Consider the following 26,680-nt stretch of genomic DNA (forward strand, 5'->3'; position numbering starts at 1 on the left):
TCCAAGATTTGTCCGTTTTTGTCGCGAATTATCTGGCGGTTAAGTTTCAGGCAGGTTTCCGTTCGCCCCATTCCGGCCCTCCCCCGGCACCCGGAACCCGTTGTTCGTGACCGGTTCCGTCCGATGGAAGTCGGAGTTTGCTCCTGCGTGAGCAGATTCCGGCTCGTCGGAACCTCCGTATGACGCCGACATATGCCCGTCGATCTCCGGAAGCCGCGCGCACACGCTCCGTAGCGATGCCGCCGCTCCTTCCGGCCCTTGAGGAGGGGGACGCACCTGCCCTCCAGAACGAACCCGCGGGCTGCGCCGCGCCGGACGGTGCGGGCCCCGGCCGCGGCATGGAGCGATGAGGCGGTGAGGGCGATGGAGGCGGTGAACGAGGAGGAGAAGGGGGCAGAAGGGTTCAGATAGGTTTCACAGGAGTGGTGAGACAGCAATACTGTTCAACATGAGCGAGACCGCCACGGACCTGACGGTCGACGAACTGGCCGCCCGCGCCGGCGTCACCGTCCGCACCATCCGCTTCTACAGCACGCGGGGCCTGCTGCCGCCGCCGGAGATCGGTCCGCGCCGGGTCGGCCGTTACGGACCCGACCACCTCTCGCGGCTCGCCCTCATCGAGGAGCTCCAGCACCAGGGGCTGACGCTCTCCGCGATCGAACGTTATCTGGAGCAGCTGCCGCCGGACCTGAGCGCCCAGGATCTGGCCATCCACCGGGCGCTGGTGGCGAGTTGGATCCCGGACAAGGCGGAGGACGCGACCCGGGAGCAGTTGGAGCGGCGGGTCGGCCGGGCGCTGACCGAGGAGGACCTGGACCGGCTGGCGGCCATGAGCGTGCTCGTACGGACCGATGATCCGCGGGTCTTCCGGGTCGACCCGGGGCTGCTGCACCTGGGCACCCGGCTGCTGGACGTCCCCATCGCGCTGGAGACGATCATCGCGGCGCGGACCGTGGTCATCGAGCACACCCGCTCGGCGGCGCGGGAGCTCAGCCGGCTCTTCAAGGACGAGGTGTGGGAGCCGTACCGGGACGGCGGGCCGGACGAGGAGGAGCTGGCGCGGATGAAGTCGCTCTCGGCCCATATGCAGCCGATGGTGGTGCAGGCGCTGGTCACCGCGTTCCAGCGGTCGATGAAGCAGGAGCTGCGGGAGTCCTTCGGCGAGGAGGGCGGCAACGGCCCGACGGGCCAGGAGGACCGCACCGCGCGGGGGTGACGGGGGCGGGCCGCCGGGGCCCGCCCCCATGACCGGTCAGTCGCTGAACTTCTCGCCCTTCTCGGCCTTTTCGACCAGCAGCGCGGACGGTGCGAACCGGTCTCCGTAGGCCTCCTGCAGCTCACGGGCGCGGGCCACGAAGCCGGGCAGGCCGACGAGTTCCTCGCGTCCGGGACCGCCCTGGTAGCCGTTGATGTACTGGATCACGCCGCCGGTCCAGCCCGGGAAGCCGATGCCGAAGATGGAGCCGATGTTGGCGTCGGCGACGGAGGTGAGCACGCCCTCCTCGAAGCAGCGGACGGTGTCCAGCGCCTCGGCGAAGAGCATCCGCTCCTGCATGTCTCGGAACGGGATGGTGGCGTCCTTCTTGGTGAAGTGCTCGCGCAGGCCGGGCCACAGGCCGGCGCGCTTGCCGTCGTCGCCGTACTCGTAGAAGCCGGCGCCACCGCTGCGGCCGGGGCGGCCGAACTCGTCGACCATCCGGTCGATCACCGCGTCGGCCGGGTGCGGCTGCCAGTTGCCGCCGGCCTCCTCGACCGCCCGCTTGGTCTCCTCGCGGATCTTGCGCGGCAGGGTCAGGGTCAGCTCGTCCATCAGGGACAGCACCTTGGCCGGGTAGCCGGCCTGGGCCGCGGCCTGCTCGACGGAGACCGGGTCGAGGCCCTCGCCGATCATCGCCACGCCCTCGTTGATGAAGTGGCCGATGACGCGGGAGGTGAAGAAGCCGCGCGAGTCGTTGACGACGATCGGGGTCTTCTTGATCTGGCGGACCAGGTCGAAGGCGCGGGCCAGCGCCTCGTCGCCGGTCCGCTCCCCCTTGATGATCTCCACCAGCGGCATCTTGTCGACCGGGGAGAAGAAGTGCAGCCCGATGAAGTCCTGGTCGCGCTCGACGCCCTCGGCCAGCAGCGTGATGGGCAGGGTGGAGGTGTTGGAGCACAGCAGGGCGTCGGGCGCGACGATGTGCTGGATCTCCTTGAACACCTTGTGCTTGAGGGCGACGTCCTCGAAGACCGCCTCGATGACGGCGTCACAACCCGCGAGGTCCGCCGGCTCGGCGGTGGGCGTGATGCGCGCCAGCAGCTCGTCGCGCTGCTGCTCGGTCGTCCGGCCCCGGGAGAGCGCCTTGTCGAGCAGCCCCGCCGAATACTCCTTGCCCTTCTGCGCCGCCTGAAGGGTCACGTCCTTGAGGACCACCTGCATGCCGGCCCTGGCGCAGGAGTAGGCGATGCCCGCGCCCATCATGCCGGCGCCGAGGACCGCGACCTTCTGGACCGGGCGGGGCTCGATGCCCTGGGGGCGGTTGGCGCCGGAGTTGACGGCCTGCAGATCGAAGAAGAACGCCTGGATCATGTTCTTGGAGATCTGGCCGGTCACCAGCTCGACGAAGTAGCGCGCCTCGATGGTCTGCGCGGTCTCGAAGTCGACCTGGGAGCCCTCGACCGCGGCGGCGAGGATGTTGCGCGGCGCGGGGTAGGGCGCGCCGTTCAGCTGCTTCTTGAGGTTGGCGGGGAACGCCGGGAGGTTGGCGGCGAACTTGGGCTGCGCGGGGGTGCCGCCGGGGATGCGGTAGCCCTTGACGTCCCAGGGCTGCTGGGACTCGGGGTGCTCCTCGATGAAGGTACGGGCCTTGGCCAGCAGCTCCTCGGGGGTGGCCGCGACATCGTGGATCAGCCCGGCGTCCTTGGCGCGGGTGGCGTTGTACTGGGTGCCCTGGAGCAGCACCTTCAGCAGCGCGTCGGCGATCCCGAGCAGCCGGACGGTACGGGTGACACCACCGGCGGCGGGCAGCAGGCCGAGGGTGACCTCGGGCAGGCCGATCTTGGTGCCGGGGGCGTCGAGGGCGACGCGGTGGTGGCAGGCCAGCGCGATCTCGTAACCGCCGCCCAGCGCCGCGCCGTTGATCGCCGCGACGACGGGCTTGCCGAGGGTCTCGATCCGGCGCAGGTCCCGCTTGATGCCGGTGCCCGCGGCGAAGGCCTGCTCGGCCTGTGCGGGGGTGACGGCGATCAGGTCGTGGAGGTCGCCGCCGGCGAAGAAGGTCTTCTTGGCGGAGGTGAAGATGATGCCGCGGATGCTGTCCTTCTCGGCCTCCAGGCGGTCGGCGACCGCGGTGAGGGAGGTCTTGAAGGCGCTGTTCATGGTGTTGGCGGACTGGTCCGGGTCGTCCAGGACCAGGGTGACGATGCCGGTCTCGTCCTGTTCCCAGCGAATGGTCGACAAAGCAGCGGATTCACTCATGGTGCGTACTCCGTGGTGGGTGGGACGAGGGTCAGAGGCGCTCGATGACGGTGGCGATGCCCATGCCGCCGCCGACGCAGAGGGTGGCCAGGCCGTAGCGCTTGTCCTGCCGCTCCAGCTCGTCGATGAGGGTGCCGAGGATCATCGCGCCGGTGGCGCCGAGGGGGTGGCCCAGGGCGATGGCGCCGCCGTTGACGTTGACCTTGTCCAGGCTCAGGCCCATGTCCTTGACGAACCGCAGCACGACGGCGGCGAAGGCTTCGTTGATCTCGACCAGGTCGATGTCGTCGATGGTCAGCCCGGCCTTGGCCAGGGCCTTGCGGCTGGCGGGCGCGGGGCCGGTGAGCATGATCGTCGGCTCGGAGCCGGAGACCGCGGCCGAGAGGATGCGGGCGCGCGGGGTGAGGCCGTAGCGCTCGCCGACCTCCTTGGAGCCGATGGCGACGAGCGCCGCGCCGTCCACGATGCCGGAGGAGTTGCCCGCGTGGTGGACGTGGTCGATCTTCTCGACCCAGTGGTACTTCTGCAGGGCGACCGCGTCGAAGCCGCCGGCGTCGCCGATGGTGGCGAAGGACGGCTTGAGGCCGGCCAGGGAGTCGGCGGTGGTGCCGGGGCGCATGTGCTCGTCGTGGTCGAGGACGACCAGGCCGTTGCGGTCGCGCACCGGGACGACGGAACGGTCGAAGCGGCCGTCCTTCCAGGCCTCGGCGGCGCGCTCCTGGGAGAGCGCGGCGAACTCGTCGACGTCCCGGCGGGTGTAGCCCTCGATCGTGGCGATGAGGTCGGCGCCGATGCCCTGCGGGACGAAGCCGGTGTCGAAGTTGGTCATCGGGTCGGCGAACCAGGCGCCGCCGTCGGAGGCCATCGGGACCCGCGACATGGATTCGACGCCGCCCGCCAGGACCAGGTCCTCCCAGCCCGAACGCACCTTGGCGGCGGCCATGTTGACGGCCTCCAGACCCGAGGCACAGAAGCGGTTCTCCTGGACGCCGGCCACCGTGTCGGGCAGCCCCGCGGCGATCGCCGCGATCCGGGCGATGTCGGAGCCCTGGTCGCCGACCGGTCCGACGACGCCGAGCACGATGTCGTCGACGGCGGCCGGGTCCAGCCCGGGGAAGCGCCGGCGCACTTCGTGGATCAGGCCGACGACCAGGTCGATCGGCTTGGTGCCGTGCAGTGCGCCGGTGGCCTTGCCGCGGCCGCGCGGGGTGCGGATCGCGTCGTATACGTACGCTTCGGTACTCAAGTCAACAAGCCTTTCGCATGAGGGTGGAGGCGGGAGCAGCGGGTGGGGACCGGGGCCGGTCCGGGGTCAGCCGAGCAGGGAGCGTCCGATGATCTCCTTCATGATCTCGGTGGTCCCTCCGTAGATCGTCTGGATACGGCCGTCGGTGAAGGCCCTGGCCACGCGGTGTTCCGCCATATAGCCGTAGCCGCCGTGCAGTTGCAGACAGCGGTCGGCGACGCGTTTTTGCAGCTCGGTGGCCCACCACTTGGCCATCGAGGCGTGCACCGCATCCAGCTCGCCGGCGGAGTGGTCGGCGATGCAGCGGTCGAGGAACGCGCGGGTGACGGCGCACTCGGTGGCCATCTCGGCTATCTCGAAGCGGATGTGCTGGAGCTTGGCCAGCGGCCGTCCGAATGCCTCGCGCTCCTTGACGTACTCGCTGGTGATCTCCAGCAGGTGTTCGGCGGCGGCGATACCGGCGACGGCGATACCCATCCGCTCCTGCGCGAGATGGGTCATCAGATGGACGAAGGCGCCGTTCAGCTCGCCGAGCAGGTTCTCCTTGGGGACGCGGACGTCGTGGAAGAACAGCTCAGCGGTGTCCTGGGACTTCTGCCCGATCTTGTCGAGGTTGCTGCCGCGCTCGAAGCCCGCCATGCCCCGCTCGACGACCAGCAGGCTCAGGCCGTGCGCCCCGCCCTCCGGCGTCGTCTTGGCGACGACGATGACCAGGTCGGCGAGGATGCCGTTGGAGATGAAGGTCTTGGCGCCGTTGAGGATCCAGTGGTCGCCCGCGTCCTCGGCGTGGGTGCGGATGCCCTGCAGGTCGGAGCCCGCGCCGGGCTCGGTCATCGCGATGGCGGTGATGATCTCGCCGCTGCAGAAGCCGGGCAGCCAGCGGCGCTTTTGCTCATCGGTACCGAGCGTCGTCAGATACGGGCCGATGATGTCGTTGTGCAGGCCCACGGCCAGCCCGGACGCGCCCACCCGGGTGAATTCCTCGGCCAGCACCGCGCTGTAGCGGAAGTCGTGCTGCCCGCCCCCGCCGTACTCCTCGGGAACCGCCGGCCCCAGCAGTCCCTGCTTGCCGGCCGCCCGCCATGCCTCCCGGCTGACGATGCCGTCCTTCTCCCACTGCTCGTAATGCGGTGTCACCTCCCTGGCGAGGAAGGTCCGTACGACCTGGCGGAAGGCCTCGTGGTCCTCGGTGAAGATCTGGCGCTTCATCTGCGCGGTCATCCTGCGGGCCCTCCTCGGAGCCGGTTCTTGACGGTCTCGGTCGGTGTGACGGACGGCGGCCCCACGGGACCGCGCCGGGCGGCGCGCCCGGTGAGCGGGCCGCCGCCCCCGGTGCGGGTCCTCTCCCGGCGGAGGACGGCGGCCGCCCCGCGGGCGGTGGCCGGCCGGAGCGCGGATCCCATCAGCCGGCCGTGTCCTGCTGCCCGGTGCGGTCCGGGCCGGCGGACGGGGACTCGGCGGGGAGGGGGGCGAGGAGGCCGGGGACCTGCCAGTCACGGGAGATCTCCGCACTGTCCGCCCCGGGCCGTGCGGGCGGCCTGCGCACCGCGCCCGGTGTGCGCGAGAAGCGCGGCGCGGGGGCGGGCTGGGTCATTCCGCCGTGCTCGACGAAGGTGCCGCGGGCGGCGAGATGCGGGTGCTGCGGCGCCTCGCGCAGGGACAGCACCGGCGCCACACAGGCGTCGGACTCCGCGAAGACCGCCGTCCACTCCTCGCGGCTGCGGGTCTTGAAGCGGGCGGCGATGGTGGTGCGCAGCTCGCTCCAGGCGGCGGGGTCGTCGCGTCCTGCGGCCTCCTGCTCGATGCCCAGCAGCCGGATGAACTCGCCGTAGAACCGCTGCTCCAGCGCGCCGACCGCCATGTAGCCGCCGTCGGCGGTCTCGTAGGTGCCGTAGAAGGGGGCCCCGCCGTCGAGGAGGTTGGCGCCGCGCCGGTCCTGCCAGCCGCCGGCCGCCAGCATGCCGTGGATCATCGCCGTCAGATGGGCGGTGCCGTCGACGATGGCGGCGTCGACGACCTGGCCCGTGCCGCCGTCGGTGCGGGCGTGCTGGAGGGCGGCGAGGACGCCGATGACCAGGTAGAGGGAGCCGCCCGCGTAGTCACCGAGGAGATTGGCGGGCGCGGCGGGCGGGCCGTCGGGCGAACCGATCATGCCCAGGGCGCCCGTGATGGCGATGTAGCCGATGTCGTGTCCGGCGGTGCCGGCGAGCGGGCCCTGTTGTCCCCAGCCCGTCATCCGGCCGTAGACCAGCCGGGGGTTGCGTGCCAGACACTCCTCGGGGCCCACTCCCAGCCGCTCGGCCACGCCCGGACGGTACCCCTCGATCAGCACATCGGCGCGCCCGGCGAGTTCGAGGACCTGCGCCACCCCGTCGGGGCTCTTCAGGTCCACCAGCACGGAGCGTTTGTTGCGGTTGGTGACGTCGCAGGCCGGATCGATGCCCAGCCCCGCGCCGCCGGGCCGGTCGACACGGACGACGTCGGCGCCGAGGTCGGCCAGGAGCATGGCGGCGAACGGGCCGGGGCCGATGCCCGCGAGTTCGACCACCCGCACCCCGCTCAGCGGGCCGTTCCCTGACTCCGTCATCGCGCCCCATGCCTTTCCGCACTGTGACACTTCTGATGTAACACTCGTGATGTTAAGAACGTGTTCCACTTTCCACAAGCCCCCCGTGTCGCGCGGCAGCAGCGGAAAAAGCCCGTGGCGGCGATGCTCAACTGTCATCGCCGCCACGGGCCTTTGCGCGCCTGCTGCCGCTGCGCCGCTATCCCCCGTCGAGCTCGGCGATGAGCTTCTTGGGGGCTATGACGCGATAGGACTCCTCCGCCCAGTCGCAGAGCAGCTCGGCCGGCGGAGCGCCCGGCTCCGTGAGGGGGACCCGCACCCATCCGGACCTGCCCAGGCCGTAGCCGGCGGGCTGGGCACCGGGCGAGGTCAGCGCATGGGCATGCACCTCGGGGGCCTTCAGCTTCAGCGTGACCCCGAAGGGATGGTTGCCGTCACCGACGCCCAGGAAGATGAAGACCCTCTTGTTGACCTTGATGACGCTCTCGCCCCACGGGAACTCCTCCACCGTCCCCGGAAGGCCGAGCGCGAACGCGCGCACCCGCTCGCGCACCTTCGCCGGATCCGCCGCCTTCGCCATGCGCTCCTCCACGTCCGTCCCCCGTACGACACCGCCCGCGGCGCCGCCCGGACCGCGCTCGTCACGCCCGGCCCGCCCAACGCATTCCACGCTAACGGCGACCACTGACAACGGCCCGCGGAGCGCCGGACGCCGGGCCGACCGAGGGACACCCGTCCCCCCTTCCTGTCCCTTCCCCCGCAACTCGCCGCCGCGCTGTCCGGCTTCCCCGACGGCCGGGGCCGCGGGCGTGCACGGAGTCGGCGACGGACTCCAGGGCCGCTACGCCACATCCGCCGACGCCTCTCCTGACCCGCCGGACGGACCCGCGGCCGACGCCTCCGCTCCCCCGGCCTCCGGCACCAGGTGGTCGCCGGACGCCTTACGGTCCACCAGCCGGCCCAGCCGCCGGGGCACATCGCCGCCCACCAGGACGATGACCACGAGCGTCAGCCCGAAAGTGAGCACGGCCAGCGCCCTGCCCAGGTGCATGCCTTCGGCCAGATGGGCCCCGAGAACGGGCGCCACCGCCCCGCCCAGGGCCCCGGCGTTGTAGACGAAGCCCAGGGAGGCGGCCCGGGTGGCGGTCGGGAAGTGGCCGGCGAGGTACTTCGGCAGGATGCCGGAGATGCCCTGGCTGAGCGCGAGCAGCCCGAAGAGCAGCACACCGAGCGCCGGCAGGCTGTCCCGCACCGCGAAGACCGGGAAGACCAGGGCGAGGGAGGCCAGCAGGGTGCCGGCATAGGCACGGCGGGTGCCGAACCGGTCGCCGACGAAGCCCGCCAGCCAGCAGCCCGCCATGGTGCCGAAGCCCGCGCAGAACATCACGTCGCCGACCTGCCCGGCGGTGTACCCGAGGCCGGTCTTGAGGTAGGTGGGCAGCAGGGCCTGGATCGGCCAGCTGTAGAGGAAGGCACAGAACACCGTCACCATCAGGGCGACGTACAGCAGCCCTCCGCGACGGCCGCCGAGCTGTGCGGCGAAGGCCACCAGGCACCCCGCGGCGACGACGGACAGCCCCGGCACGAAGCCGGTACCGACGGGTGTGAAGACACAGAACAGCGCGACCGAGGCCGTCGCCGCCAGCGCCGCGTTGACCCAGGGCCGGATCCGGCCGGTGAACAACGGCCGGAACGGATGGGGGCGTTCCTCCCCCGTACGGGCGGCGCCGATCTGCCGCTGCCAGTCACCGGCCTCCGGCAGCGATCTGCGCATCCAGAGGGCGACCAGGACGGGCAGCACGCCGATCCAGAACATCCAGCGCCAGCCCCAGCGCGGGACCACCCAGGCGTAGAGCTCGGCGGCGAGGACGGTGCCGCCGGCGTAACCGGAGATGATGAATCCGGAAGCCCGGTTGCGCCACCGGACGGGCCAGCTCTCCAGCACATACGTCACACTCGCGCCGTACTCCCCCGCCATGCCCAGACCGATCACCAGCCGGGCGACGAACAGGCTGGTGTAGCCCCAGGCGAAACCGCAGGCGAAGGTGCCCAGCGAGTAGAGCAGAATGCTGGCGATCATGGCGGCCCGGCGGCCGTGGCGGTCGGCCATCGCGCCCAGGACGGCGCCGCCCAGCCACCGGGTGACGAAGGCGCCGGAGACCAGCGAGGCGGCGGTGGCGGTGCTCAGACGGAAGTCGTCGGCGATCTCGGTCAGCACGAGCGTGATCAGAACGAAGTCGAAGCCGTCGAGGAGGTACCCGATCCAGGCGGCGGCCATCGCCTTCCACTGGCCCGGACCGACCTCCCGCCACCAGTGCCGTCCGTGCTCAGCGGTATCGGTGGGACGCGTCGTCATGACTACCCGGCCTCCCCGGCGGTAGGGACATGGGACATCCCATGTCACCGCCCATCCGCGAATGTGGACCGGCCGCGAGGCCCTGTCAAGGCTGCCCGCCGCGCTCCCAGCGGCCCTGCGGGAAACCAACGACGCGGCCGCAAAGGGACGTTGACGGAGGCAACGGCAGCTGCCTAAGGTCCGTTCTCCATGCCCCACAGGCGGTCGAGAGGACGCGGGATGCCACGGCAGGACACCTCCGGACGGGCCCATGACCTCGTGCTCTACGGCGCGACCGGCTTCGCGGGCGCGCTCACCGCCGCCTACCTGGCCCGGCACGCACCCAAGGACTGCCGCTGGGCGCTGGCCGGGCGCAACACCGCCAAACTGGAGCGGTTGCGCGACCGGCTGGCGGACATCGACCCGTCCTGCGCCGAGCTGCCGCTGCTGCGGGCCGACAGCGGCGATCCGGACGCGCTGCGCGCCCTCGCCGCCGATACCCGGGTGCTGGCGACAACCGTCGGCCCGTATCTGCTCCACGGCGAGCCGCTGGTCGCCGCCTGCGCCGCGGCAGGCACCGACTACGTCGACCTGACCGGCGAGCCGGAGTTCATCGACCGGATGTACCTGCGCCACGATGCGACGGCCCGCGCCTCCGGTGCGCGCCTCGTGCACGCCGGCGGATTCGACTCCGTCCCGCACGACCTGGGGGTCCTCTTCACGGTGGGGCTCCTGCCGGAAGGCGTCCCCGTACGCATCGACGGCTTCGTGCGGACCAACGCGACGTTCTCCGGCGGCACGCTGACCTCCGCGCTGACCGTCGCCTCGCGTCCGGTGGCCATGGCGCGGGCCGCGCGCGAGCGGCAGCGGGTCGAACCGCGACCGGACGGCCGTACGGTGCGGGCGTCGTTCGGGCCGCCTCTCAAGAGCGCCGAAACGCGCACCTGGGGCGTGCCGTTGCCGACCCTGGACCCTCAGGTCATCGCCCGCTCGGCCGCCGCGCTGGACCGTTACGGGCCCGATTTCCGCTATCGCCACTACGCGGGCGTACGGCGGCTGCCGGTCGCCGTCGGCGGGGCCCTGGGGGTGGGAGCCGTGTGCGCGCTCGCCCAGTTGCCGCCCGCCCGGCGGTGGATGTCGCGGCGCCTGGAGCCGGGCGACGGGCCCGGTCCCGAGCGCCGCGCGCGCAGCTGGTTCAAGGTGCGGTTCGTCGGTTCCGGCGGTGGCGCACGTGTGATCACCGAGGTGTCGGGCGGTGACCCCGGCTACGACGAGACGGCGAAGATGCTCGCCGAGTCGGCGCTCAGCCTGGCCTTCGACGAGCTGCCGGAGACCGCGGGACAGGTGACGACCGCGGTCGCCATGGGGGACGCGCTGACGGCTCGCCTCCAGGATGCGGGCATCACGTTCCGCGTCGTCCGGGAGTAGCCACGGACGCTGGCCCACCCCCGTGGAGGCTCACCCCGGGCCCGCCGTCAGGCGTCGGCGAGCGCCTTCCGGCACAGCGCGTCCGCGGCCCGGGTCGTCTCGGGGAGCCGGAAGCGCGCCGCCAGGTGGAGCGTGTGCGCGCAGGCGCGGTCCAGGTCGATGCGGTGCCCCACGGAGACGAAGACCGGCTTGACGCCCTTTTGGGTCCGCAGCGCACGTCCCACCTCCTCGTCCCCGTCCAACAGGGGGGAGGTGTCGCCGCGCTCCGGCCCGGGAGGTTCGTACCGGAAGGTGAAGGGATTCTTGGCGACACCGATGGTGGGCAGTCCGGTCAGCACTCCCAGATGGCTGGCGAGCCCGAAGCGGCGCGGGTGCGCCAGCCCGTAGCCGTCGCAGACCACCAGGCCGGGGGTACGGGTGAGGCGGGCGAGCGCGTCGAGCACCGTGGGAATCTCGCGGAAGGCGAGCAGTCCGGGGACGTACGGGAACGAGATCTGCCCGACCGCGGTGGCCTCGTCGACGACGGCGCGCGTACGGGCGTCCAGCGCGACGGCGGCAGCGGCGACGACATCGCGTGCGTCGTCATAGGCCACGTCCACTCCGACGACGGTGCCCTCGAACCCCGGTTCCGGACCGGCTTCGTCGAGCCGTACATGGGGCCGCAACCGGTCCTGGACCGCGCGCGCCTGTTCCTCGTCGGCGGGCCAGTGCCGCAGTTCGTCGTCACGGGAGATCGTTCCGGGAGTGTCCATGGTGGCCCCACGCTACCGAACCGGTGAGCGAGCGAGCCTCCGGGCGGTCGGGGCACCGGATGCCCCCGGGCCGGGCATGCCAAGGAGAGCGCGCCCCGGTCCGGGCGCCGCCGACCGGTTCGGTCCGCGGTCTGTTCCAGCGAGGTCCCGGGGCCGCTCCCCCAGGGCCCTGGCCTGCGCGTTCCCGGGCGGAAGGAGGCGCCGATTCCGCCTGATTCCTCGTCTATATTGCAGCTATGTTCGTCTTGGAACTGACCTATACCGCGCCCCTCGAACGCGTCGACGCCGTCCTTCAGGACCATGTGGAGTGGCTGCAGAAGCACTACGCCGCCGGGCACTTCATCGCCGCCGGCCGCAAGGTCCCACGGGACGGAGGCGTGATTCTCGCCGCCGGGACGGACCGGGCGACCGTCGAGCGGATCGCGGCCGAGGATCCGTTCACCCTCGCCGGGGTGTGCGAGTACCGGATCACGGAGTTCGTGGCGACGACGACCGCTCCGGCCCTGGAGCAGTACCGCGAACAGCTCCCGTCCTGAGGGCCCGGCCCTCCGGGCCGGACCGCCGGCGATCCGGCAGTCCGGGCACCGTCGGCAGCGGTCTCGCCAGGACCGCTCTCCGCTCCGGGCAACCGGCAGTCGAGCACGCGGTCTTGCCCGACAGCTCGGCGAAAGCGCCCCGCCCGGGGCTACGACGTCGTCGGCGGCGCCGCCGAACCGCTGAGCGTGTCCGGGCGCGCGGGGGCAGGCGACGCGGGCCAGCGCCCCCCGTTGCGCCAGAAATCCTGGATCTCCTCCAACTGGCGCCCCTTGGTCTCGGGAGCCGTGACGGCCGCGAAGACCAGCGCGACGAGCGCCAGGAACCCGAGGCCCGCGAACGTCCGGGCCGCACCCGCCCAGGCCATCAGGGAGGGGAAGAACTGGGCGATCAGCAGATTGGCGACCAGGTCGGCGGTGAGCATCACCGACGCCCCGGTGGAGCGCAGTTGGGCGGGAAAGGACTCGCTCGCATAGACCCAGATCAGCGACCCGAAGCCGAAGTTGAAGGCCGCGGTGAACAGCAGGATGGCGGCAAAGCCCACCCAGGTCGTGGCGCCGTGCAGCGCGCCCCCGGCGAAGACCGCGGTCAGCACCGCAAGCATCACGGCCATCGTGCCGATGCCGGAGAGCAGCACCACCCGCCGGCCGAGCCGGTCGATGATGAGGATGGCGAGCACGGTCGCGGCCAGTGAGGCGAGCTGCACGAAGGACGGCAGCAGGAAGTTCTGGCCACTGCCGGTGAAGCCCATCTCCTCGAAGATCTGCGGGCTGTAGTACGTCACGGCGTTGATGCCGGTGATCTGGCAGAAGAAGCCGAGACCGACGACGAAGAACGCGGCGCGGGCATACGGCTTGCGCAGCAGCGAGCGCGCCGATCCGCCGCTCTCCTGGGCGAGCGCGGAGGCCACCGCGGCGACCTCCCCGCGCGGATCGACGTCCGGGTCGGTCATGGCCATGACCTCGACCGCCCGCTCCGTCCGTCCCTTGAGGACGTACCAGCGCGGGGTGTCCGGCAGCCTGAGCAGCGGAATCAGCACGAGGGCGGCCGGGATCGCGGAGAGGCCGAGCATCCAGCGCCAGTGACCGCCGCCGGACAGGCCCCAGTTGACGAAGTACGTGATGACGATGCCTGCGACCGTGGCCACCTGGTAGGCGGCGACGGAGGCTCCGCGGATGCGTGCCGGGGTCGATTCGGCGACATAGAGCGGCGCGGCGACGATCGAGATGCCGATGGCGATGCCGAGCAGGAAGCGGACGACGTCCAGCACGACGGCGTTGGGCGCGACGGCGGAGAGGGCGACGAAGACCGCGTACGAGCCGGCCACGATCAGCATCGCCGCCTTGCGGCCCAGGGCGTCGGCGAGCTTGCCGCCGATCAGCGCGCCCGCGATGGAGCCGAACACCAGGATGCTGTTGACCAGGCCCTTTTCGGCCTCGGTGAGGTGGAAGTCCTTGCTCAGGAACACCAGGGCACCGGAGATGCTGCCGGTGTCGTAGCCGTAGATGACGCCGACGACGGCGCCGGTGAGCGCGAACAGCCTGCCGGTGCGGCGGGTGGTCCGGGATGACGGTGGCGGGGGCGTCGCGGAGAGCGTGGCAACGGACATGGGAAGTCCTTTGTGCGGCGGAGCGGGCCTTACTGCATGACTGATCTTGCAAGTATTCGGAGAGTTTCACGCACCTGTCAACACTTCGTGCCGCGCTCTCGACAACCCATCATCACCCCGCCTTCACCCCGGCAGAACCGGCAGTTGAGCATCCACGAAGGCCAAAACCCGCCCCTCCCCTCTGGCGCCTCCACTCGTACGAGGGATGGAAGCGCGTCAGATTTCTGCGTACAGTCGATTGCAACGAAAGCAAATATTGCACTTTCACGCAGCACATCGAGCGTACGCACCTCACGGGAGGGTGGGCCATGAGCGAGATCTCGTACATGGAGCAGGAACTGCACAGCCAGCCGGAGACCTGGCGGGAAGCCGCGCGGATCGGGGCGGCCACGGGCACGCTGCCCAAGCCCGGACAGCGGGTGGCCGTCGTCGGCTGCGGCACCTCCTGGTTCATGGCGCAGTCGTATGCCGCCCTCCGCGAGGCGGCCGGACAGGGCGTGACGGACCCCTTCGCCGCCTCCGAGGCGTTCCTCGGCAGTGACCGCGGCTATGACGCGGTCGTCGCCATCACCCGGTCCGGCACCACGACAGAGGTGTTGCGCGTACTCGACGCCGTCAAGGGACGCATCCCGACGGTGACGATCATCGGTGATCCCGAGACGCCGGCGGTGGCGGTCTCCGACGAGACGGTCGCGCTGCCCTTCGCCGACGAGAAGTCGGTGGTACAGACCCGTTTCGCGACGACGGCACTGACGCTGCTGCGTGCGCATCTGGGCGAGGACGTCTCCCGGGCGGTGGCCGACGCGGAGGAGGCGCTGACCTCGCCGGTGGAGAAGGAATGGGTGGACGCCGAGCAGTTCGCCTTCCTGGGGACGGGCTGGACCTTCGGTCTGGCCAATGAGGCGGCGCTCAAGATGCGGGAGGCATCGCAGAGTTGGACCGAGTCCTACCCCGCGATGGAGTACCGCCACGGCCCGATCGCGATAGCCGCACCCGGCCGGGTGACCTGGCTGTTCGGCCAGGCGCCGGAGGGGCTGGAGGCCGATGTGGTGCGGACCGGGGCGCGCTTTGTGCGCCATGCGCGCGATCCACTGGCCGATCTGGTCCTGGTCCAGCGGGTGGCCCTGGAGCGGGCCCGTGCCCGCGGCCTGGACCCGGACAACCCCCGCAGCCTGACCCGCTCGGTGATGCTCGAAACGCCGGCCGCCTCGTAGGCCCTCACCTCCCCCGCCCCGTCTCCCCCACGCCAATCAACCCCGTCCGCAAGGGAGTCAGCCTCCGATGCCCCTCGTCCCGACCTCGTCGATCGTCGACTCCGCGCGTGAGGCGCGGGTCGGTGCCGCGGCGTTCAACGTCATCCATCTGGAGACCGCCGAGGCACTCGTCACCGCCGCCGAGCGCACCGACATCCCGTTGATCCTGCAGATCAGCGAGAACTGCATCCGCTATCACGGCAGCCTGCTGCCCCTCACCCGTGCCACCCTCGCCCTCGCCGAGGGCTCGACTGCCCCGATCGCGGTGCACCTCGACCACATCACCGATGCCGACCTGGTCCACCAGGGCGTCGCCGCCGGAGTGGGTTCCGTCATGGTGGACGCCTCCGCCCTTCCCTACGAACAGAACGTGGCCACCACCACCGAACTCACCTCCTGGTGCCACGACCGTGGCGCCTACGTCGAGGCCGAACTCGGCGAAGTGGGCGGCAAGGACGGCGTCCATGCGCCGGGGGCCCGCACGGACCCGGACGAGGCGCTGGCCTTCGTCCGTGCGACCGGGGTGGATGCGCTCGCCGTGGCCGTCGGCTCGTCCCACGCGATGCATGAGCGCACGGCCGTACTGGACAAGGACCTGATCGCGGCGCTGCACACCGCGCTGCCGGTGCCGCTGGTACTGCACGGCTCGTCCGGAGTGCCCGACGACGAACTGCGGCGGGCCATCGCCGCCGGAATGACGAAGATCAATATCTCCACTCATCTGGTCTCCGTCTTCACCCGCTCGATACGGCACGCACTGGACGCCGACCCCGCACTCGTCGACTCCCGCAAGTACCTCAAGCCCGCCCGGGAGGCGGTGGCCGAGGAAGCGGCGAGGCTGTTGGGTGTGCTGGGCGCTCCGGCGACGGTCCCGGGCCAGTACGCGGCCCAGGCGCCGGCCCGGGGGTGAGGAGACGGCGGGCGGATCATCGCCCCGGCGGCGCTTCTTCCGCGCGGGCGGGGCGACGGCGGTCGTCACAGAGGACAGGAGGACCAGAGGGCCGGAGAGAGGGGAGGGCTTGCCGCGGTCAGCGCAGTGGAGTGCGGAGTGGAGCGGGGGTGGATCGCGAGGCCCCTACGGTGCGTCGTCGTGGCCTGCTGGGACGAATTAGGCTCGCGTCATGAAGCGCCATGAACGGATGAACGCACTGCTCGAGCTGCTCGGCGACCGGGGCCGGGTGGATGTCGAGGAGGCGGCGACCGCGCTGGAGGTCTCGGCCGCCACCATGCGCCGCGACATGGACGCACTGGCCGAGCAGCAGTTGCTGACCCGCACCCGCGGCGGGGCGGTGCTCAGTTCGGTGGCGTACGACCTGCCCATCCGCTACAAGCACGCTCATCGGTCGGCAGAGAAGGAGGCGGTGGCGCAGGCCGCGGCGAAGCTGGTCGAGCGGGGCGACGTGGTCGGGCTGAGCGGCGGCACGACGACCACGGCGATCGCCCGGGTGCTCGCCACCCGCCCGGACTTCGCGGAGGCCGGCCCACAACCGCATCTGACGATCGTCACCAACTCCCTCAACATCGCCAACGAGCTGGCCGTACGACCACAGATCAAGATCGTGCTCACGGGCGGGGTGGCCCACTCGCGGTCATTCGAACTGGTGGGACCGTTCAGCGAGTTGGTGATGCAGCAGATCTCCATCGATACCGCGTTCATCGGCGCCAACGGCATGGACCCGATGATGGGGGCCACGGTGCACGACGAGGCCGAGGCCCGGGTCAACCGCCTCATGGCCGAGCGTGCCCGGCGTGCCGTGGTCGTGGCGGACTCGTCGAAGATCGGCGAGCGCTGCTTCGCCCGGGTCGGCGGCGCGGACGTCTTTGACACGTTCATCACGGACAACGGAGCGAAGGAGGCAATCCGCCGTGAGTTCACGGACCGGGGACTGAAGGTCGTGGCGGCTCGCCCACCCGTCGGCGAGTGACGCCTGAGCGCCGAGCCACCGTCAGCCCGTCCGCCTGCTGCTCCGCCTGCGTCTCTCCACGCCTTTCCACGCCTCTCCACTGCGCCGCGCTCGCTCCGGCCCCCCTTTCCGGGCAGGACGACTCGGCTCGGTCGCCGACACGGCTCCGAGGGTGGCTCGGCCCCGTCGAGCAGCTCGGCCCCCTTGAGCAACACGGCCCCGTCGAGCGACGGCCTAGTCGAGCGGCTCGGTCTCCATGAGCAACACGGCACTGTCGAGCGGTACCGCCCGGTTGCGGGGCGTGGCCCTCGCTTGGGGCTTCCGTGCGGGTGGTTCGGCCGGGAATCAGCTAGGGCCGGGTCGGTTGTGGACTCGGGCGGGGGCGGTTGCGGAAGGGTTGCCCTGATGTCGCGGGTGTGTCCCTGTGGGACCCCCGGGGCTGATTTCCCCGGGGTGCGCGTGGACAATGGGGAATGAACGTGCGAACCCGATGCGGGCTTCGCGGGGGAATCCAAGTTTTCCAGCGGGGGAGCTTACGGTGCGGAAGATCATGGCGATAGCGCTGGCGGCGGTGGCCTGCAGCGCCACTTTGACCATCACCAGCGCCTCCACCGCTGCGGCGGCGGAACGGGCGCCACACTGCGTGGTGGTGCGGAAGTACTTCAACAAGGGGCACCAGCGCTACGTCCGGCTGACGAATCTGTGCAGCCGGCGGACCGCGTGCTTCACCATCGTCGTGCCGCACCAGCGCGACCCCCACGGCAGCCTTCCCAAAGGCGCGACGAAGGACGTCCGGTACGGCACGACCTGGACGTCGCGGGCCCTGTTCGTGAAGAACAGTTCCTGCTGAGCGGTCGGCGTCAGCACGCCGGGGCGTAACGATTCGCGGGACCGCGACCCCGCCGGGGCGGGTCAGGCACGTACGGCGACTCCGTCCAGCACCATGGAGAGGTACTGGCGGGCGATCTCCTCGGGGCTGTGCTGCCCACCGGGCCGGTACCAGCTCGCCGCGACCCAGACGGTGTCGCGGACGAAGCGGTAGGTGAGCCGGATGTCGAGGTCGGCCCGGAAGACTCCGTCGGCGACACCTCGCTCCAGCGTGCCCAGCCAGGCCCTTTCGAACTTCTGCTGCGAGTCCGCGAGGTAGCCGAAGCGGGGCTGGGCGGTGAGGTGCCTGGCCTCCTTCTGGTAGATGGCGACGGCCGCGCGGTGCCGGTCGATCTCCCGGAAGGACTCGGTGACCAGGGCTTCGATGGTCTCCCTGGGGCCGAGGCGGGCGGCGAGCACGGCGTCGTAGCCGTCCCACAGCTCGGTCAGGAAGCTGGAGAGGATCTCGTCCAGCATCGATTCCTTGGAATCGAAGTGGTAGTAGAGGCTGCCCGCGAGCATCCCGGCCTCGTCCGCGATGCGGCGGACGGTGGTGGCGTTGTAGCCGTGTGCGGCGAAGACCTCCGCCGCGATGTTGAGGATTTCGCGGCGGCGCTCCGGTGACGCGTTCGCGGTCGTCGGCTTCTTCTTGGCGGCTGGCACCTGAATATTGTCGCCCCGCCCTTGCCCGCCTCCGGCCACCCGGGCACTCGCCCAACCGCTGCCCCTGTGACCTCCCCCGGCCGGCCCTTCCTGCTGCTCCCTCGCCCCGCAGGCCCTTCCCGCTGCTCCTCCATTCAGCAGGCCCCGGTGCCGCCACACGCCGCTCGCATATTTCACTAGTAAAACACCTGTTAATCTTTTCTCCATGGGGAAGCATGCCAGGCCGTCCGGGAAGAGCGCGGGCGCCGTGCCGGGAAGTGGGGTGCGGGTCAGACCGCTGCCCGTCAGGAGCAGCGTGCGGCTGCGTAAGCCGGTCGACATTTGGCACAAGCCGGCGCTCAGTGCGGTGGTGGCGCTGGCGATTCCGGATCTCGTGCTCTTCGGGCTGGGGCGGCTGGATCTGGTCCTTTACACCTCGGCCGGGGCGATGTGCGCCCTGTATGCGCACGGTCTGCCGTACGCCGCCCGCGCTCGCACGCTGATGTGGGTGGTGCTCGGCATGGTCGCGAGCCTCGGTATCGCGCTGACCGCCGCCTCGCTGACCACGTCGGCCGTGTTGCTCGTCGTGCTCGCTTCGCTGATGTCCGCGGTCCACAAGATGGTGTGCGATGCGACGCGTATCGGTCCGCCGGCGAACGTCATCCTGACGTTCATCACGGCCTCGGCCTTCTTCGTGCCGCAGCACCTCGGCGAGGTACCCCTGCATCTGGCGCTGGCCCTCGGTACCGGAGGGCTCGCCTGGCTGGTCTGCATGGCACCGGCGCTGATACGCCCGCAGGGGCCGGAGCGGATCGCCGTGGCCCGCGCGCTGGAGGCCGCGGCGGGGCTGCTGCGTACCGAAGCAGGACCCGGCGGCGGGGTGGGACCGGCCGGTGGCGAGCCCGCCGGTGTGGCGCAGGCGCGGCATGCCGCTGCGGCCGCGGTGAATGCCGCCTGGCACACGTTGTTCCTGGTCCCGGCGCGTAACCCGGCCAGGGCCGTCGCGCGAGCCGGGCTCGAACGCCTGCTGGTGCGGGCCGAATCGGCGCTGGGGCACGACGGATGGTCCGCGGCGGGTGAAGCCGAGCGGCTCGGCTCCTGGGCGCGGGAGGTGCGGAGCGGGCGGCCGCTGCCCCGGGTGGTGCTCTCGGACGAGCAGGCGGCGGAGTTGGCGGGCGTCGCCGAAGAGACGCGGGAGCCGCGGCGGCCCGCGCCCGGCCGGCCGTACGGGGTGCGGGCGGTGCTCGCCCGGCTGGCGCCCGGGTCACCGCTGTTGCCCATCGGGGCGCGGGTCGCCGTGGGGTGTGTGGTGGCGGGCTGGGTGTCGATGGCGGTCGGCGTCGGGCATCCGTATTGGGCCGTGGTCACCGCGGCCTCGATCTATCAGGCCAACACCACGCTCTCCTGGCAGCGGGCGCTGCAGCGGACCCTCGGCAACCTGTTCGGCCTGCTGCTCTACACGGCGCTGCTGCCGCTGATGCACCTCGGGGAGCTCGCGATGATCGCGCTGGCGCTGGCCTTCCAGCTCGGGGCCGAGGCGTGCATCACCCGCAATTACTGGCTCGGCTCGGTGTGTGTCACGCCGATGGCGCTGCTGCTGACCGAGTTCGGCCGGCGAACGCCGGCCGGCACGCTGGTCGCCGACCGCTGGATCGACACCGTGGTGGGCGCGGTGGTGGGGCTGGCCTGCTGCGTCCTGGTCACCAACCGGCGGGCCGCCGACCGCATCGAAGCCGCCCTGGGCCGGGTCGAGGCTGCGGAGGCCGTCGCCGCGCGGCTGCTGACGACGGGGGCCACGCCGGCAGCGGACGGGGGCCGGGAGATCGGCTGCGTTCCGGAGACCAGCACCGGCCACACCCCGGAGACCGGCGGCACCCCGGAAGCCGGCTGGGCCAGGGAAACCGGCTACGCCCCCGAGACCAACCGGGCCACCGAGCCCAGCCGGGCCCTGGAGGTCGTCTGGGCACGTGACCGGCTGGCCGGGTGTCTGGTCGAGTTGCGGGAAGCCGTAGAGGTGGCGAGCGGTGAGTGGTGGCAGCGGGCGCTGCCCGAGGAGCGGATCGCGCGTGCCGAGCAGCGGGGGCACCGGGCCCTGGCCGGGTTGGTACGACAGTCCCCGGAGCCGGGACCGGCTCCGGTCCCGGCGCCGGTCCCGGTCGGCTGACCCGCGTGCCCGCCCGGCGCGGCGGCAGGAACGGCGGCAGGCACAATTGAGGGATGTGGCCGAGAGGAGTGTGCGGGTGACCGAGGACATCGTCGCGGGGGTGCTGCGCCAGTGGCAGCAGGTGCACCCCGGGCTGGACACCGGCCCGATGGCGGTGATCGGACGGCTCAACCGCTGTTCCGCACTGCTGCAGCAGGCGTCCGATGCGCCCCTGCGGAAGGCCGGACTCACCCGTCCCGAGTTCGACATCCTCGGCACCTTGCGCCGGATGGACCGTGAGGTGACCCCCGGGCGGGTGGTCCGCGAGACCTTTGCGTCCGGTGCCGCGGTGACCAAGCGCGTACGGCAACTGGAGGAGCGCGGGCTGATCGCCCGCCGCCCCGACGACCGGGACCGCCGCGTCGCGCACCTCTCGCTCACCGAGGAGGGGCGGGAGACCATCGACCGGCTGCTGCCCGAACAGCTGCGGTACGAGGCAGCGCTGCTCGACGGCATCGGCGATCAGCGGCAGGAGGAACTCTCCGCGGCGCTGGGCGAGTTGCTGGTGGTGCTGGAGGGACGGCTCGGAAGCCTGATGGAGTAGGGACGGCAAGCCGGGGGTGAGGGGAACCTCGGGCCGCCCCCTGCATCAACCGGCGTTCCCCACCCCACCCCTTCACCAACGCCCCCTTCCCCCATCACGGACGCCCCCACCCTCAGCCCCTCACGCGGTACGCGCCCCGGCGTCCGCCCTCACGGCTCCAGGCGGGCGATCCGGCCCCGTTCGCCCGCGGCCCAGCAGCCCAGGTCGGGGGCGCAGTCGACGGTGTCGTACGAACCGCGGTCGAAGGTGTGCCAGGTGCGGCCGCCGTCGAGGGTGAGGTCGCTGCCGGACGGGCCGACCGCTAGGGCGAGGTGCCGGGAGTGCGGGAGCCAGACGGCGCCGGAGCGGTAGGCGTTGGGGGGTGCGGCGGCCGGGGTCCAGGTCGTGCCGCCGTCGTCGCTGACGGCGGCGGCGCGGGGCGAGGGCTGCCCGGGGCGGTAGTCGCCGCCGACGGCGAGGCCGTGGAGGCGGTCGCGGAAGGCGAGCGCGAAGACGCCGCGGGCCGGGTCGCCCGCGGGCAGCGGGGTGTCGGTGGCGGACCAGGTGCGACCGCGGTCGGTGGTGTGCAGGACGCGGGCGGTGGCCGCGCCACCGGTCGCGATCCAGGCGTCACGGCTGCCGGTGGAGACCAGGCACTGGCCGCTGGCGGCGAAGGCGGCCTCGCCCTGCTGGGCCGACGGCATGCCCGTCGACGGGAGTACGCGCCAACTGCGGCCGCCGTCAGCCGTGGACAGGATGCGGTACCTGCCGTCGACGGGGTCGCCGAGGGCGATGCCGTGCCGCCGGTCGAAGAAGGTCAGACAGTCGTAGAAGGCGCGGGGGTCGGTGTTGCGGAAGCTTTCGGTCCAGGTGGCGCCGGCGTCGTCGGTGCGGAAGACGCGCGAGGCCACGCCCTCGCCGATCGCGAGGACGACCGCGCGGCGGGCGTCGAACGCCTCGATGTCGCGGAACTCCAGCGCCCCGGCGCCGGGTGGCGAGACGTCGCTCCAGTGCTTGCCGCCGTCGTGGCTGCGCAGCACGGTGCCCGCCGTGCCGGCGACCCAGGCGGTCGTCCGGCTCACGGCCGCGAGACCGCGGAAGCGGGCGGTGCTGCCGCTGTCCTTGAGCCGCCAGCCGGCATGCGGGGTGCTGAGTACGGCCGCCGATGCCGGCTCACCCGCCCGAGTCGGTGCCGCCGCCGGCGAACCCGGCCGGGCCGCGGCCGCCGGCCCGGCCGCCATCGTGGCGAGCACCGCCGCTCCTGCCGCCATGGCCGCCCCACGGCGAGCCCTGCGGGTACGTGACGCCTGCTCGGCCTCCCGGTCCGAGCCCCTGCCCAACAAGCGCCCGTTGCGCCGCATTCGCCCCACCCCGCTCCGGTTGTGGGCTGGAAGCTAGCCCAGCCCGACCGCGCCGTCCAGCCCCCCGGCCCGCCACCGCAGCGGCCACCACCCATCGCACCACCCGCCCCACCCCCGATGGCCTTCCGACAACGAGCCCGTCGACGGCTCGCGGCACACCTGACGCTCCATCACTTGGACCGATTCGCAGCCGATCCCGCCTCCGCGCGCACAGCAAAGAGGGCATATACGTACATTCAAAGGCCCGTGATGCAGGTCACGCAGGAATTCAATGCACCTGGCGCGATGACCTGTGCGTCCTAGTGGCCAAAGGCCCAATCAATCGCCTGAAGGCCCAGCCGAACCGTCTCGTGGCCGCGGGCGCAGCGAACCGCATCGAATACAAGGGAGCCGGCGATGTCCAGCGTCATCGACCAAGCCGTTCAGGCCCGTCTCATCGCGACCGCTCCCCGGTCGCAGGTGATCGCGGCGAGCCTGCGTTACGACCGCGCCGACCCGTTCGCGGTGCGCTTGGTCTTTCCGCCCGCCGCGTCGCTGGACGGGGCGGAGGTGGCGTGGACGTTCGGGCGCGACCTGCTGGAGGAAGGGCTGTGCGGGCCGGCCGGGTCGGGCGACGTGCAGATCTGGCCGTACGACACGGACGCCGTGGTGGTGGAGTTCCACGCCGTCGGGGGCATGGCGGTGGTGCAGTTCGACACCCAGGAGCTGCGGTCCTTCCTGACCCGGTCGTACCAGATCGTCGCGAAGGGCGAGGAGGCGCGGCACCTGGACGTCGAGGCCGATCTCGTCGCCCTGTTGCGCGAGGCGTAGGCCCCACCCGCCCCTGAGGCACCCGACGGCAGGCCCCTCCCCGTTGGAGGCAGGAGCCCACCCCTGGAGGCGGGCCCCCTAGCCGGACCCCTCGCCCCCAGACCGCCCCCAGCGGACGCATACGGCACCTAGCCCACCCCAGGCGCGACCGCCCCAGCCTCCCAAGGCGCCGCGCCCACCCCGTCCGCCATGCCCGCCCCGTCTACGTCACTCGCCCTGCCTGCCTCGCACACCCCGTCCGCCCCATCCGCCCCGAAAAGCTTCGCCAGTTGCAGATCCACCAGCCGTAGCGCGGCTTCGGGCGTGTGCACGCCCAGCAGGACGTAGGTGGCGAGTCCGTCGACCGCGCCGATCAGCAGCATCGCCTCGTCCTCGGTGGCGCGCTCGGGCGGCAGTTCGCCGCGTTCCGCGGCCAGCCGCAGTTGGGCGGCGAAGAAGGCGCGGAGCCGGGGGATGCCGTTCTCGGCCTCGGCGCGCAGGGCCTCGTCGTGCACGGCGCGGGCGTAATAGGCGGCGCCGACCAGCAGTCCGGTACGGCTCCGGTCGTCCAGCGGCAGCATGCCCGACAGGCAGGCGCGCAGCACCTGGCGGGGCGCCGGCTCCCCGTGCAGCGCCTCGATGCGGGCGCGGATCCGTTCCGTGGCGAGCTGGTTGATGTACCGGAGGGCGAAGACGAGCATCTCGTTCCTGGTGCGGAAGTAGTGCTGCAGCCGGCCGAGCGAGATCCCGGCCTCCGCCGCGACATCGCGCAGGCTCGCGCCGTCGAGCCCGCGGGTGCTCGCGATCCGCCACAGCGCCTCCGCGATCTCCCGGCGCCTGGCTTCGTGGTCCACCTTCTTGGGCACGGATGACTCCTTCGTACTGTGCACGACCCTCACGCGGCCCCGGCCCGGGGGAGCCCGGTCCGCTTTTACAAGTCGCTTGTACCGTTATAACGTATGGCTACTCAATACGCTTGACTTGGAAACGGTGACCCTGATGCCCGAGCACGCCGCCCCGTTGCTGCGCCCGCCCCGCCATCGAGTCGATCCCCGGGCCCGTCGGTGGTGGACGGTCCAGGCGCTGCTGACGCTCAGCGGCCCGATGCTGCTCACCGCACTCGTCATGGCGGTGCTGTCCCTCCTCTTCTTCCCGGGCGCGCTGCCGTGGCTGGGCCCCCTGCTGCTGGTGGTGCTGGTGCTGCCCGCCGTCGGCTATCTCGCGGTGATGCCGCGGTGGCGGTACGCGGTGCACGCCTGGGAGCTGGGCGGGCGCGCGGTCTACGCGGCGGGCGGCTGGTTCTGGCAGAAGCGGCGGATCGCGCCGCTGTCCCGGGTGCAGACGGTGGACACCGTGCGCGGGCCGCTCCAGCGGCGGTACGGGCTGGCGACGGTGACCGTCACCACCGCCTCGACCGCGGGCGACATCAAGATCGCGGGATTGTCCGACGCGGACGCCGAGGAGCTGTCCCGGCGGATCGGCGAGGCGGCGCAGGACGTGCCGGGTGATGCCGCATGAGCACGCCGCACGAGCACGAAACGCCCGCCGTGGCGCACGACATACCGGGCACGGCCGGCGCCGACCCCGTCGCGCCCGCCGGCCTGATGGGGACGGACGAGTGGCGTCGGCTGGATCCGCGCACCCTTCTGGTGCACTGCGGCTGGCTGGCGGCGCCGCTCGGTTCGCTGGCACTGACGGCGCTGGCCACCGGAGGCCGTATCACCGCCCGCGCCTGGATCACACTCGCCGCGGTCGCCGCCTCGTTCGCCGTCGTCACCACGATCGGCCTGATCCGCTGGGCCCGTACGGAGTTCCGCGTCGCCCGGCGGCCGGACGACGCGGGCGGTCCCGGCCAGGGGCGCGCGGCCCTCACCCTGGAGGTGCGCAGCGGGCTGCTGACCCGGAGGCTGCGCAGTGTGCCGCTGCGGCGCATCCGCACGGTCGATCTGACCGCGTCGCCGCTGCACCGGCTGTTGGGGGTCACCGTCCTGCGGGCCGGCACGGCGGGCTCGGGCGACGGCCGCAGCGAGCTGTCGCTGGAGGCGCTCGCGGTCCCGGAGGCGGAACGGCTGCGCGCGGAGCTGCTCGCGTACGCGGACGCCGCGGCGGCCGGGAACGATCCGGTGCTGGCCCGCATCCGGTGGCGCTGGCTGCGGTACGCGCCGCTGACGTTCTGGGTCGTCGGCGGGGTGTTCGTGACGGCCGGGTCGGTCTACCGCGTCCTGGACGGCATCGGCATCGAGCCCTGGAAACTGGGCTTCGTCCAGGAGGCGTTCCGCGAGTTCGGCGCGAGCGCCCTGTGGCTGACGATCCCGGTGGCGCTGCTCGCCGTCCTCGCGCTCGGCTCGGCCGGCGCCGTCGCCCTGTACGTCGAGAACTGGTGGGACTACTGCCTGGAGTGGACCGACGCGCGCACGCTGCGGGTGCGCCGCGGGCTGTTCACCACCCGCTCGGTGACCATCGAACGGGCGCGGCTGCGCGGGGTGTTGCTGCGTGAACCGCTGCTGCTGCGGGCCGGCGGCGGGGCGCTGGTGCGCGCGGTGGCGGGCGGCCTGGGCAATCGCGAGGAGAACCGCAAGCGCAGCGGGCTGCTGCCCCCGGCGCCCCGTCCGGAGGCGTTGCGGGTGGCGGGCGGCGCCCTGCGCGCGCCCTTCCCGGGAAGCGGGGCCCCTGTGGCGCTGGCCGCGCACCCCCGCGTCGCACTGCGCCGGCGCCGGGTGCGCGGGCTGCTGTGGGCGGTGCTGCCCGGCACCGCCGTACTGGCCGGTCTCGGCGCGGCGTTCACCCCCGTCCTGCTGCACTGCGCGTGGATCTACGCGGTGGTGGCCACGGCGCTCGTGCTGTGGCTGGCCCGGGACGCGTACCGCAGTCTGGGGCACGGGATCCAGGGCCCCTATCTGGTGACCCGTTCGGGCACCTTCAGCCGGGACACCCTCGCCCTCCAGCGCGAGGCCGTCGCCGCCTGGACGTTCTCGACCTCGCCGTTCGCCCGCCGGGCCGGTCTGGTCACGCTGACCGCCGCGGTCGCCGCGGGCGAGGACGGCTACCGCGTCCCGGACCTTTCGGCCGCCGAGGCCCCGGCCTTCGCCGCGGCGGCGGCCCCGGGAATCCTGGAGGAGTTCCTCCAGCACCCCGGGGCGCCGGAGCCTCCGGGGCGCCTCTCGGAGCAGCGGCTGCCGTAGCGGCGAAGGCACCTCGTCCCGGCCTCCCG

General features: G+C 72.0%; 23 protein-coding genes. 12 read left to right on the forward strand and 11 right to left on the reverse strand.

Annotated features, from left to right (window positions below):
- Positions 1–448: 448 nt before the first annotated feature.
- Positions 449–1,216, forward strand: a complete 768-nt coding sequence (locus tag K7396_RS06530) for a MerR family transcriptional regulator (RefSeq protein WP_086718372.1) — start codon at positions 449–451, stop codon at positions 1,214–1,216.
- A 36-nt stretch (positions 1,217–1,252) separates the two neighbouring features.
- Here K7396_RS06530 and K7396_RS06535 read toward each other — a convergent pair whose 3' ends face one another.
- The 6 genes from K7396_RS06535 to K7396_RS06560 all read right to left on the reverse strand — a co-directional run bounded on the left by K7396_RS06535 (position 1,253) and on the right by K7396_RS06560 (position 9,625).
- Positions 1,253–3,457 (reverse strand): 3-hydroxyacyl-CoA dehydrogenase NAD-binding domain-containing protein, encoded by a 2,205-nt coding sequence (locus tag K7396_RS06535; protein WP_086718371.1) that lies wholly within the window; start codon positions 3,455–3,457, stop codon positions 1,253–1,255.
- 31 nt (positions 3,458–3,488) lie between these two features.
- Positions 3,489–4,703 carry an acetyl-CoA C-acetyltransferase gene (locus K7396_RS06540; protein ID WP_030086013.1) on the reverse strand — a complete coding sequence of 405 codons (1,215 nt, stop codon included), beginning with the start codon at positions 4,701–4,703 and terminating at the stop codon, positions 3,489–3,491.
- A 66-nt stretch (positions 4,704–4,769) separates the two neighbouring features.
- Positions 4,770–5,912, reverse strand: coding sequence for an acyl-CoA dehydrogenase family protein (locus K7396_RS06545; protein WP_086718375.1), 1,143 nt, complete (start codon positions 5,910–5,912; stop codon positions 4,770–4,772).
- A 193-nt stretch (positions 5,913–6,105) separates the two neighbouring features.
- Complete coding sequence (locus K7396_RS06550) at positions 6,106–7,290, reverse strand: CaiB/BaiF CoA transferase family protein (protein ID WP_086718369.1); 1,185 nt, start codon at positions 7,288–7,290, stop codon at positions 6,106–6,108.
- Positions 7,291–7,468: 178 nt separating this feature from the next.
- Positions 7,469–7,849, reverse strand: a complete 381-nt coding sequence (locus K7396_RS06555) for an MmcQ/YjbR family DNA-binding protein (protein ID WP_086718368.1) — start codon at positions 7,847–7,849, stop codon at positions 7,469–7,471.
- Between the two features lie 261 nt (positions 7,850–8,110).
- A complete protein-coding gene (locus tag K7396_RS06560) occupies positions 8,111–9,625 on the reverse strand; it encodes a sialate:H+ symport family MFS transporter (RefSeq protein WP_086718367.1) in 1,515 nt (504 codons plus the stop codon).
- 219 nt (positions 9,626–9,844) lie between these two features.
- On the opposite strand from K7396_RS06560, the gene K7396_RS06565 reads away from it, so the two are divergent.
- Entirely contained in the window at positions 9,845–11,032 is a 1,188-nt protein-coding gene (locus tag K7396_RS06565) for a saccharopine dehydrogenase family protein (RefSeq protein WP_086718366.1), read from the forward strand.
- A gap of 47 nt (positions 11,033–11,079) precedes the next feature.
- Here K7396_RS06565 and K7396_RS06570 read toward each other — a convergent pair whose 3' ends face one another.
- Positions 11,080–11,784 carry an endonuclease V gene (locus tag K7396_RS06570; protein WP_086718365.1) on the reverse strand — a complete coding sequence of 235 codons (705 nt, stop codon included), beginning with the start codon at positions 11,782–11,784 and terminating at the stop codon, positions 11,080–11,082.
- 236 nt (positions 11,785–12,020) lie between these two features.
- Here K7396_RS06570 and K7396_RS06575 point away from each other — a divergent pair, with 236 nt between their 5' ends.
- Positions 12,021–12,320 (forward strand): YciI family protein, encoded by a 300-nt coding sequence (locus K7396_RS06575; protein WP_086718364.1) that lies wholly within the window; start codon positions 12,021–12,023, stop codon positions 12,318–12,320.
- A gap of 149 nt (positions 12,321–12,469) precedes the next feature.
- Here K7396_RS06575 and K7396_RS06580 read toward each other — a convergent pair whose 3' ends face one another.
- Positions 12,470–13,927: a sugar porter family MFS transporter gene (locus K7396_RS06580; RefSeq protein ID WP_086718363.1), complete on the reverse strand. Its 1,458-nt coding sequence runs from the start codon at positions 13,925–13,927 to the stop codon at positions 12,470–12,472.
- Positions 13,928–14,235: 308 nt separating this feature from the next.
- Here K7396_RS06580 and K7396_RS06585 point away from each other — a divergent pair, with 308 nt between their 5' ends.
- From K7396_RS06585 to K7396_RS06600, 4 genes are all read left to right on the forward strand, one after another.
- Positions 14,236–15,141: an SIS domain-containing protein gene (locus K7396_RS06585; protein WP_086718362.1), complete on the forward strand. Its 906-nt coding sequence runs from the start codon at positions 14,236–14,238 to the stop codon at positions 15,139–15,141.
- A 67-nt stretch (positions 15,142–15,208) separates the two neighbouring features.
- Positions 15,209–16,090, forward strand: coding sequence for a class II fructose-bisphosphate aldolase (locus tag K7396_RS06590; protein ID WP_086721789.1), 882 nt, complete (start codon positions 15,209–15,211; stop codon positions 16,088–16,090).
- Between the two features lie 211 nt (positions 16,091–16,301).
- Positions 16,302–17,105 (forward strand): DeoR/GlpR family DNA-binding transcription regulator, encoded by an 804-nt coding sequence (locus K7396_RS06595; RefSeq protein ID WP_086721790.1) that lies wholly within the window; start codon positions 16,302–16,304, stop codon positions 17,103–17,105.
- A gap of 517 nt (positions 17,106–17,622) precedes the next feature.
- Positions 17,623–17,934, forward strand: a complete 312-nt coding sequence (locus K7396_RS06600; protein WP_086721791.1) for a hypothetical protein — start codon at positions 17,623–17,625, stop codon at positions 17,932–17,934.
- A gap of 62 nt (positions 17,935–17,996) precedes the next feature.
- Here K7396_RS06600 and K7396_RS06605 read toward each other — a convergent pair whose 3' ends face one another.
- Positions 17,997–18,614 carry a TetR/AcrR family transcriptional regulator gene (locus K7396_RS06605; RefSeq protein WP_086721792.1) on the reverse strand — a complete coding sequence of 206 codons (618 nt, stop codon included), beginning with the start codon at positions 18,612–18,614 and terminating at the stop codon, positions 17,997–17,999.
- Positions 18,615–18,909: 295 nt separating this feature from the next.
- On the opposite strand from K7396_RS06605, the gene K7396_RS06610 reads away from it, so the two are divergent.
- The gene (locus K7396_RS06610; RefSeq protein ID WP_223659697.1) at positions 18,910–20,757 is read left to right on the forward strand and encodes an FUSC family protein; all 1,848 of its coding nucleotides are present in this window, start codon (positions 18,910–18,912) and stop codon (positions 20,755–20,757) included.
- A 76-nt stretch (positions 20,758–20,833) separates the two neighbouring features.
- On the forward strand, positions 20,834–21,340 hold the full coding sequence (locus tag K7396_RS06615; RefSeq protein ID WP_152104338.1) for a MarR family winged helix-turn-helix transcriptional regulator: 507 nt from the start codon (positions 20,834–20,836) through the stop codon (positions 21,338–21,340).
- Between the two features lie 149 nt (positions 21,341–21,489).
- Here K7396_RS06615 and K7396_RS06620 read toward each other — a convergent pair whose 3' ends face one another.
- Entirely contained in the window at positions 21,490–22,560 is a 1,071-nt protein-coding gene (locus K7396_RS06620) for a WD40/YVTN/BNR-like repeat-containing protein (RefSeq protein ID WP_373866884.1), read from the reverse strand.
- A gap of 516 nt (positions 22,561–23,076) precedes the next feature.
- On the opposite strand from K7396_RS06620, the gene ssgD reads away from it, so the two are divergent.
- Positions 23,077–23,490, forward strand: coding sequence for a spore wall synthesis regulator SsgD (gene ssgD / locus K7396_RS06625; protein ID WP_152104336.1), 414 nt, complete (start codon positions 23,077–23,079; stop codon positions 23,488–23,490).
- Positions 23,491–23,618: 128 nt separating this feature from the next.
- On the opposite strand, the gene K7396_RS06630 is transcribed toward ssgD, so the two are convergent.
- Entirely contained in the window at positions 23,619–24,335 is a 717-nt protein-coding gene (locus K7396_RS06630) for a TetR/AcrR family transcriptional regulator (protein ID WP_152104335.1), read from the reverse strand.
- A gap of 133 nt (positions 24,336–24,468) precedes the next feature.
- On the opposite strand from K7396_RS06630, the gene K7396_RS06635 reads away from it, so the two are divergent.
- Both K7396_RS06635 and K7396_RS06640 read left to right on the forward strand, forming a co-directional pair.
- Positions 24,469–24,987 carry a PH domain-containing protein gene (locus K7396_RS06635; RefSeq protein WP_086717089.1) on the forward strand — a complete coding sequence of 173 codons (519 nt, stop codon included), beginning with the start codon at positions 24,469–24,471 and terminating at the stop codon, positions 24,985–24,987.
- Positions 24,984–26,651, forward strand: coding sequence for a PH domain-containing protein (locus K7396_RS06640; RefSeq protein WP_086717086.1), 1,668 nt, complete (start codon positions 24,984–24,986; stop codon positions 26,649–26,651). The genes K7396_RS06635 and K7396_RS06640 overlap by 4 nt, the downstream gene beginning before the upstream one ends.
- Positions 26,652–26,680 lie beyond the last annotated feature (29 nt).

This window comes from Streptomyces angustmyceticus (assembly GCF_019933235.1).
In the GTDB taxonomy this organism is placed as follows: domain Bacteria; phylum Actinomycetota; class Actinomycetes; order Streptomycetales; family Streptomycetaceae; genus Streptomyces; species Streptomyces angustmyceticus.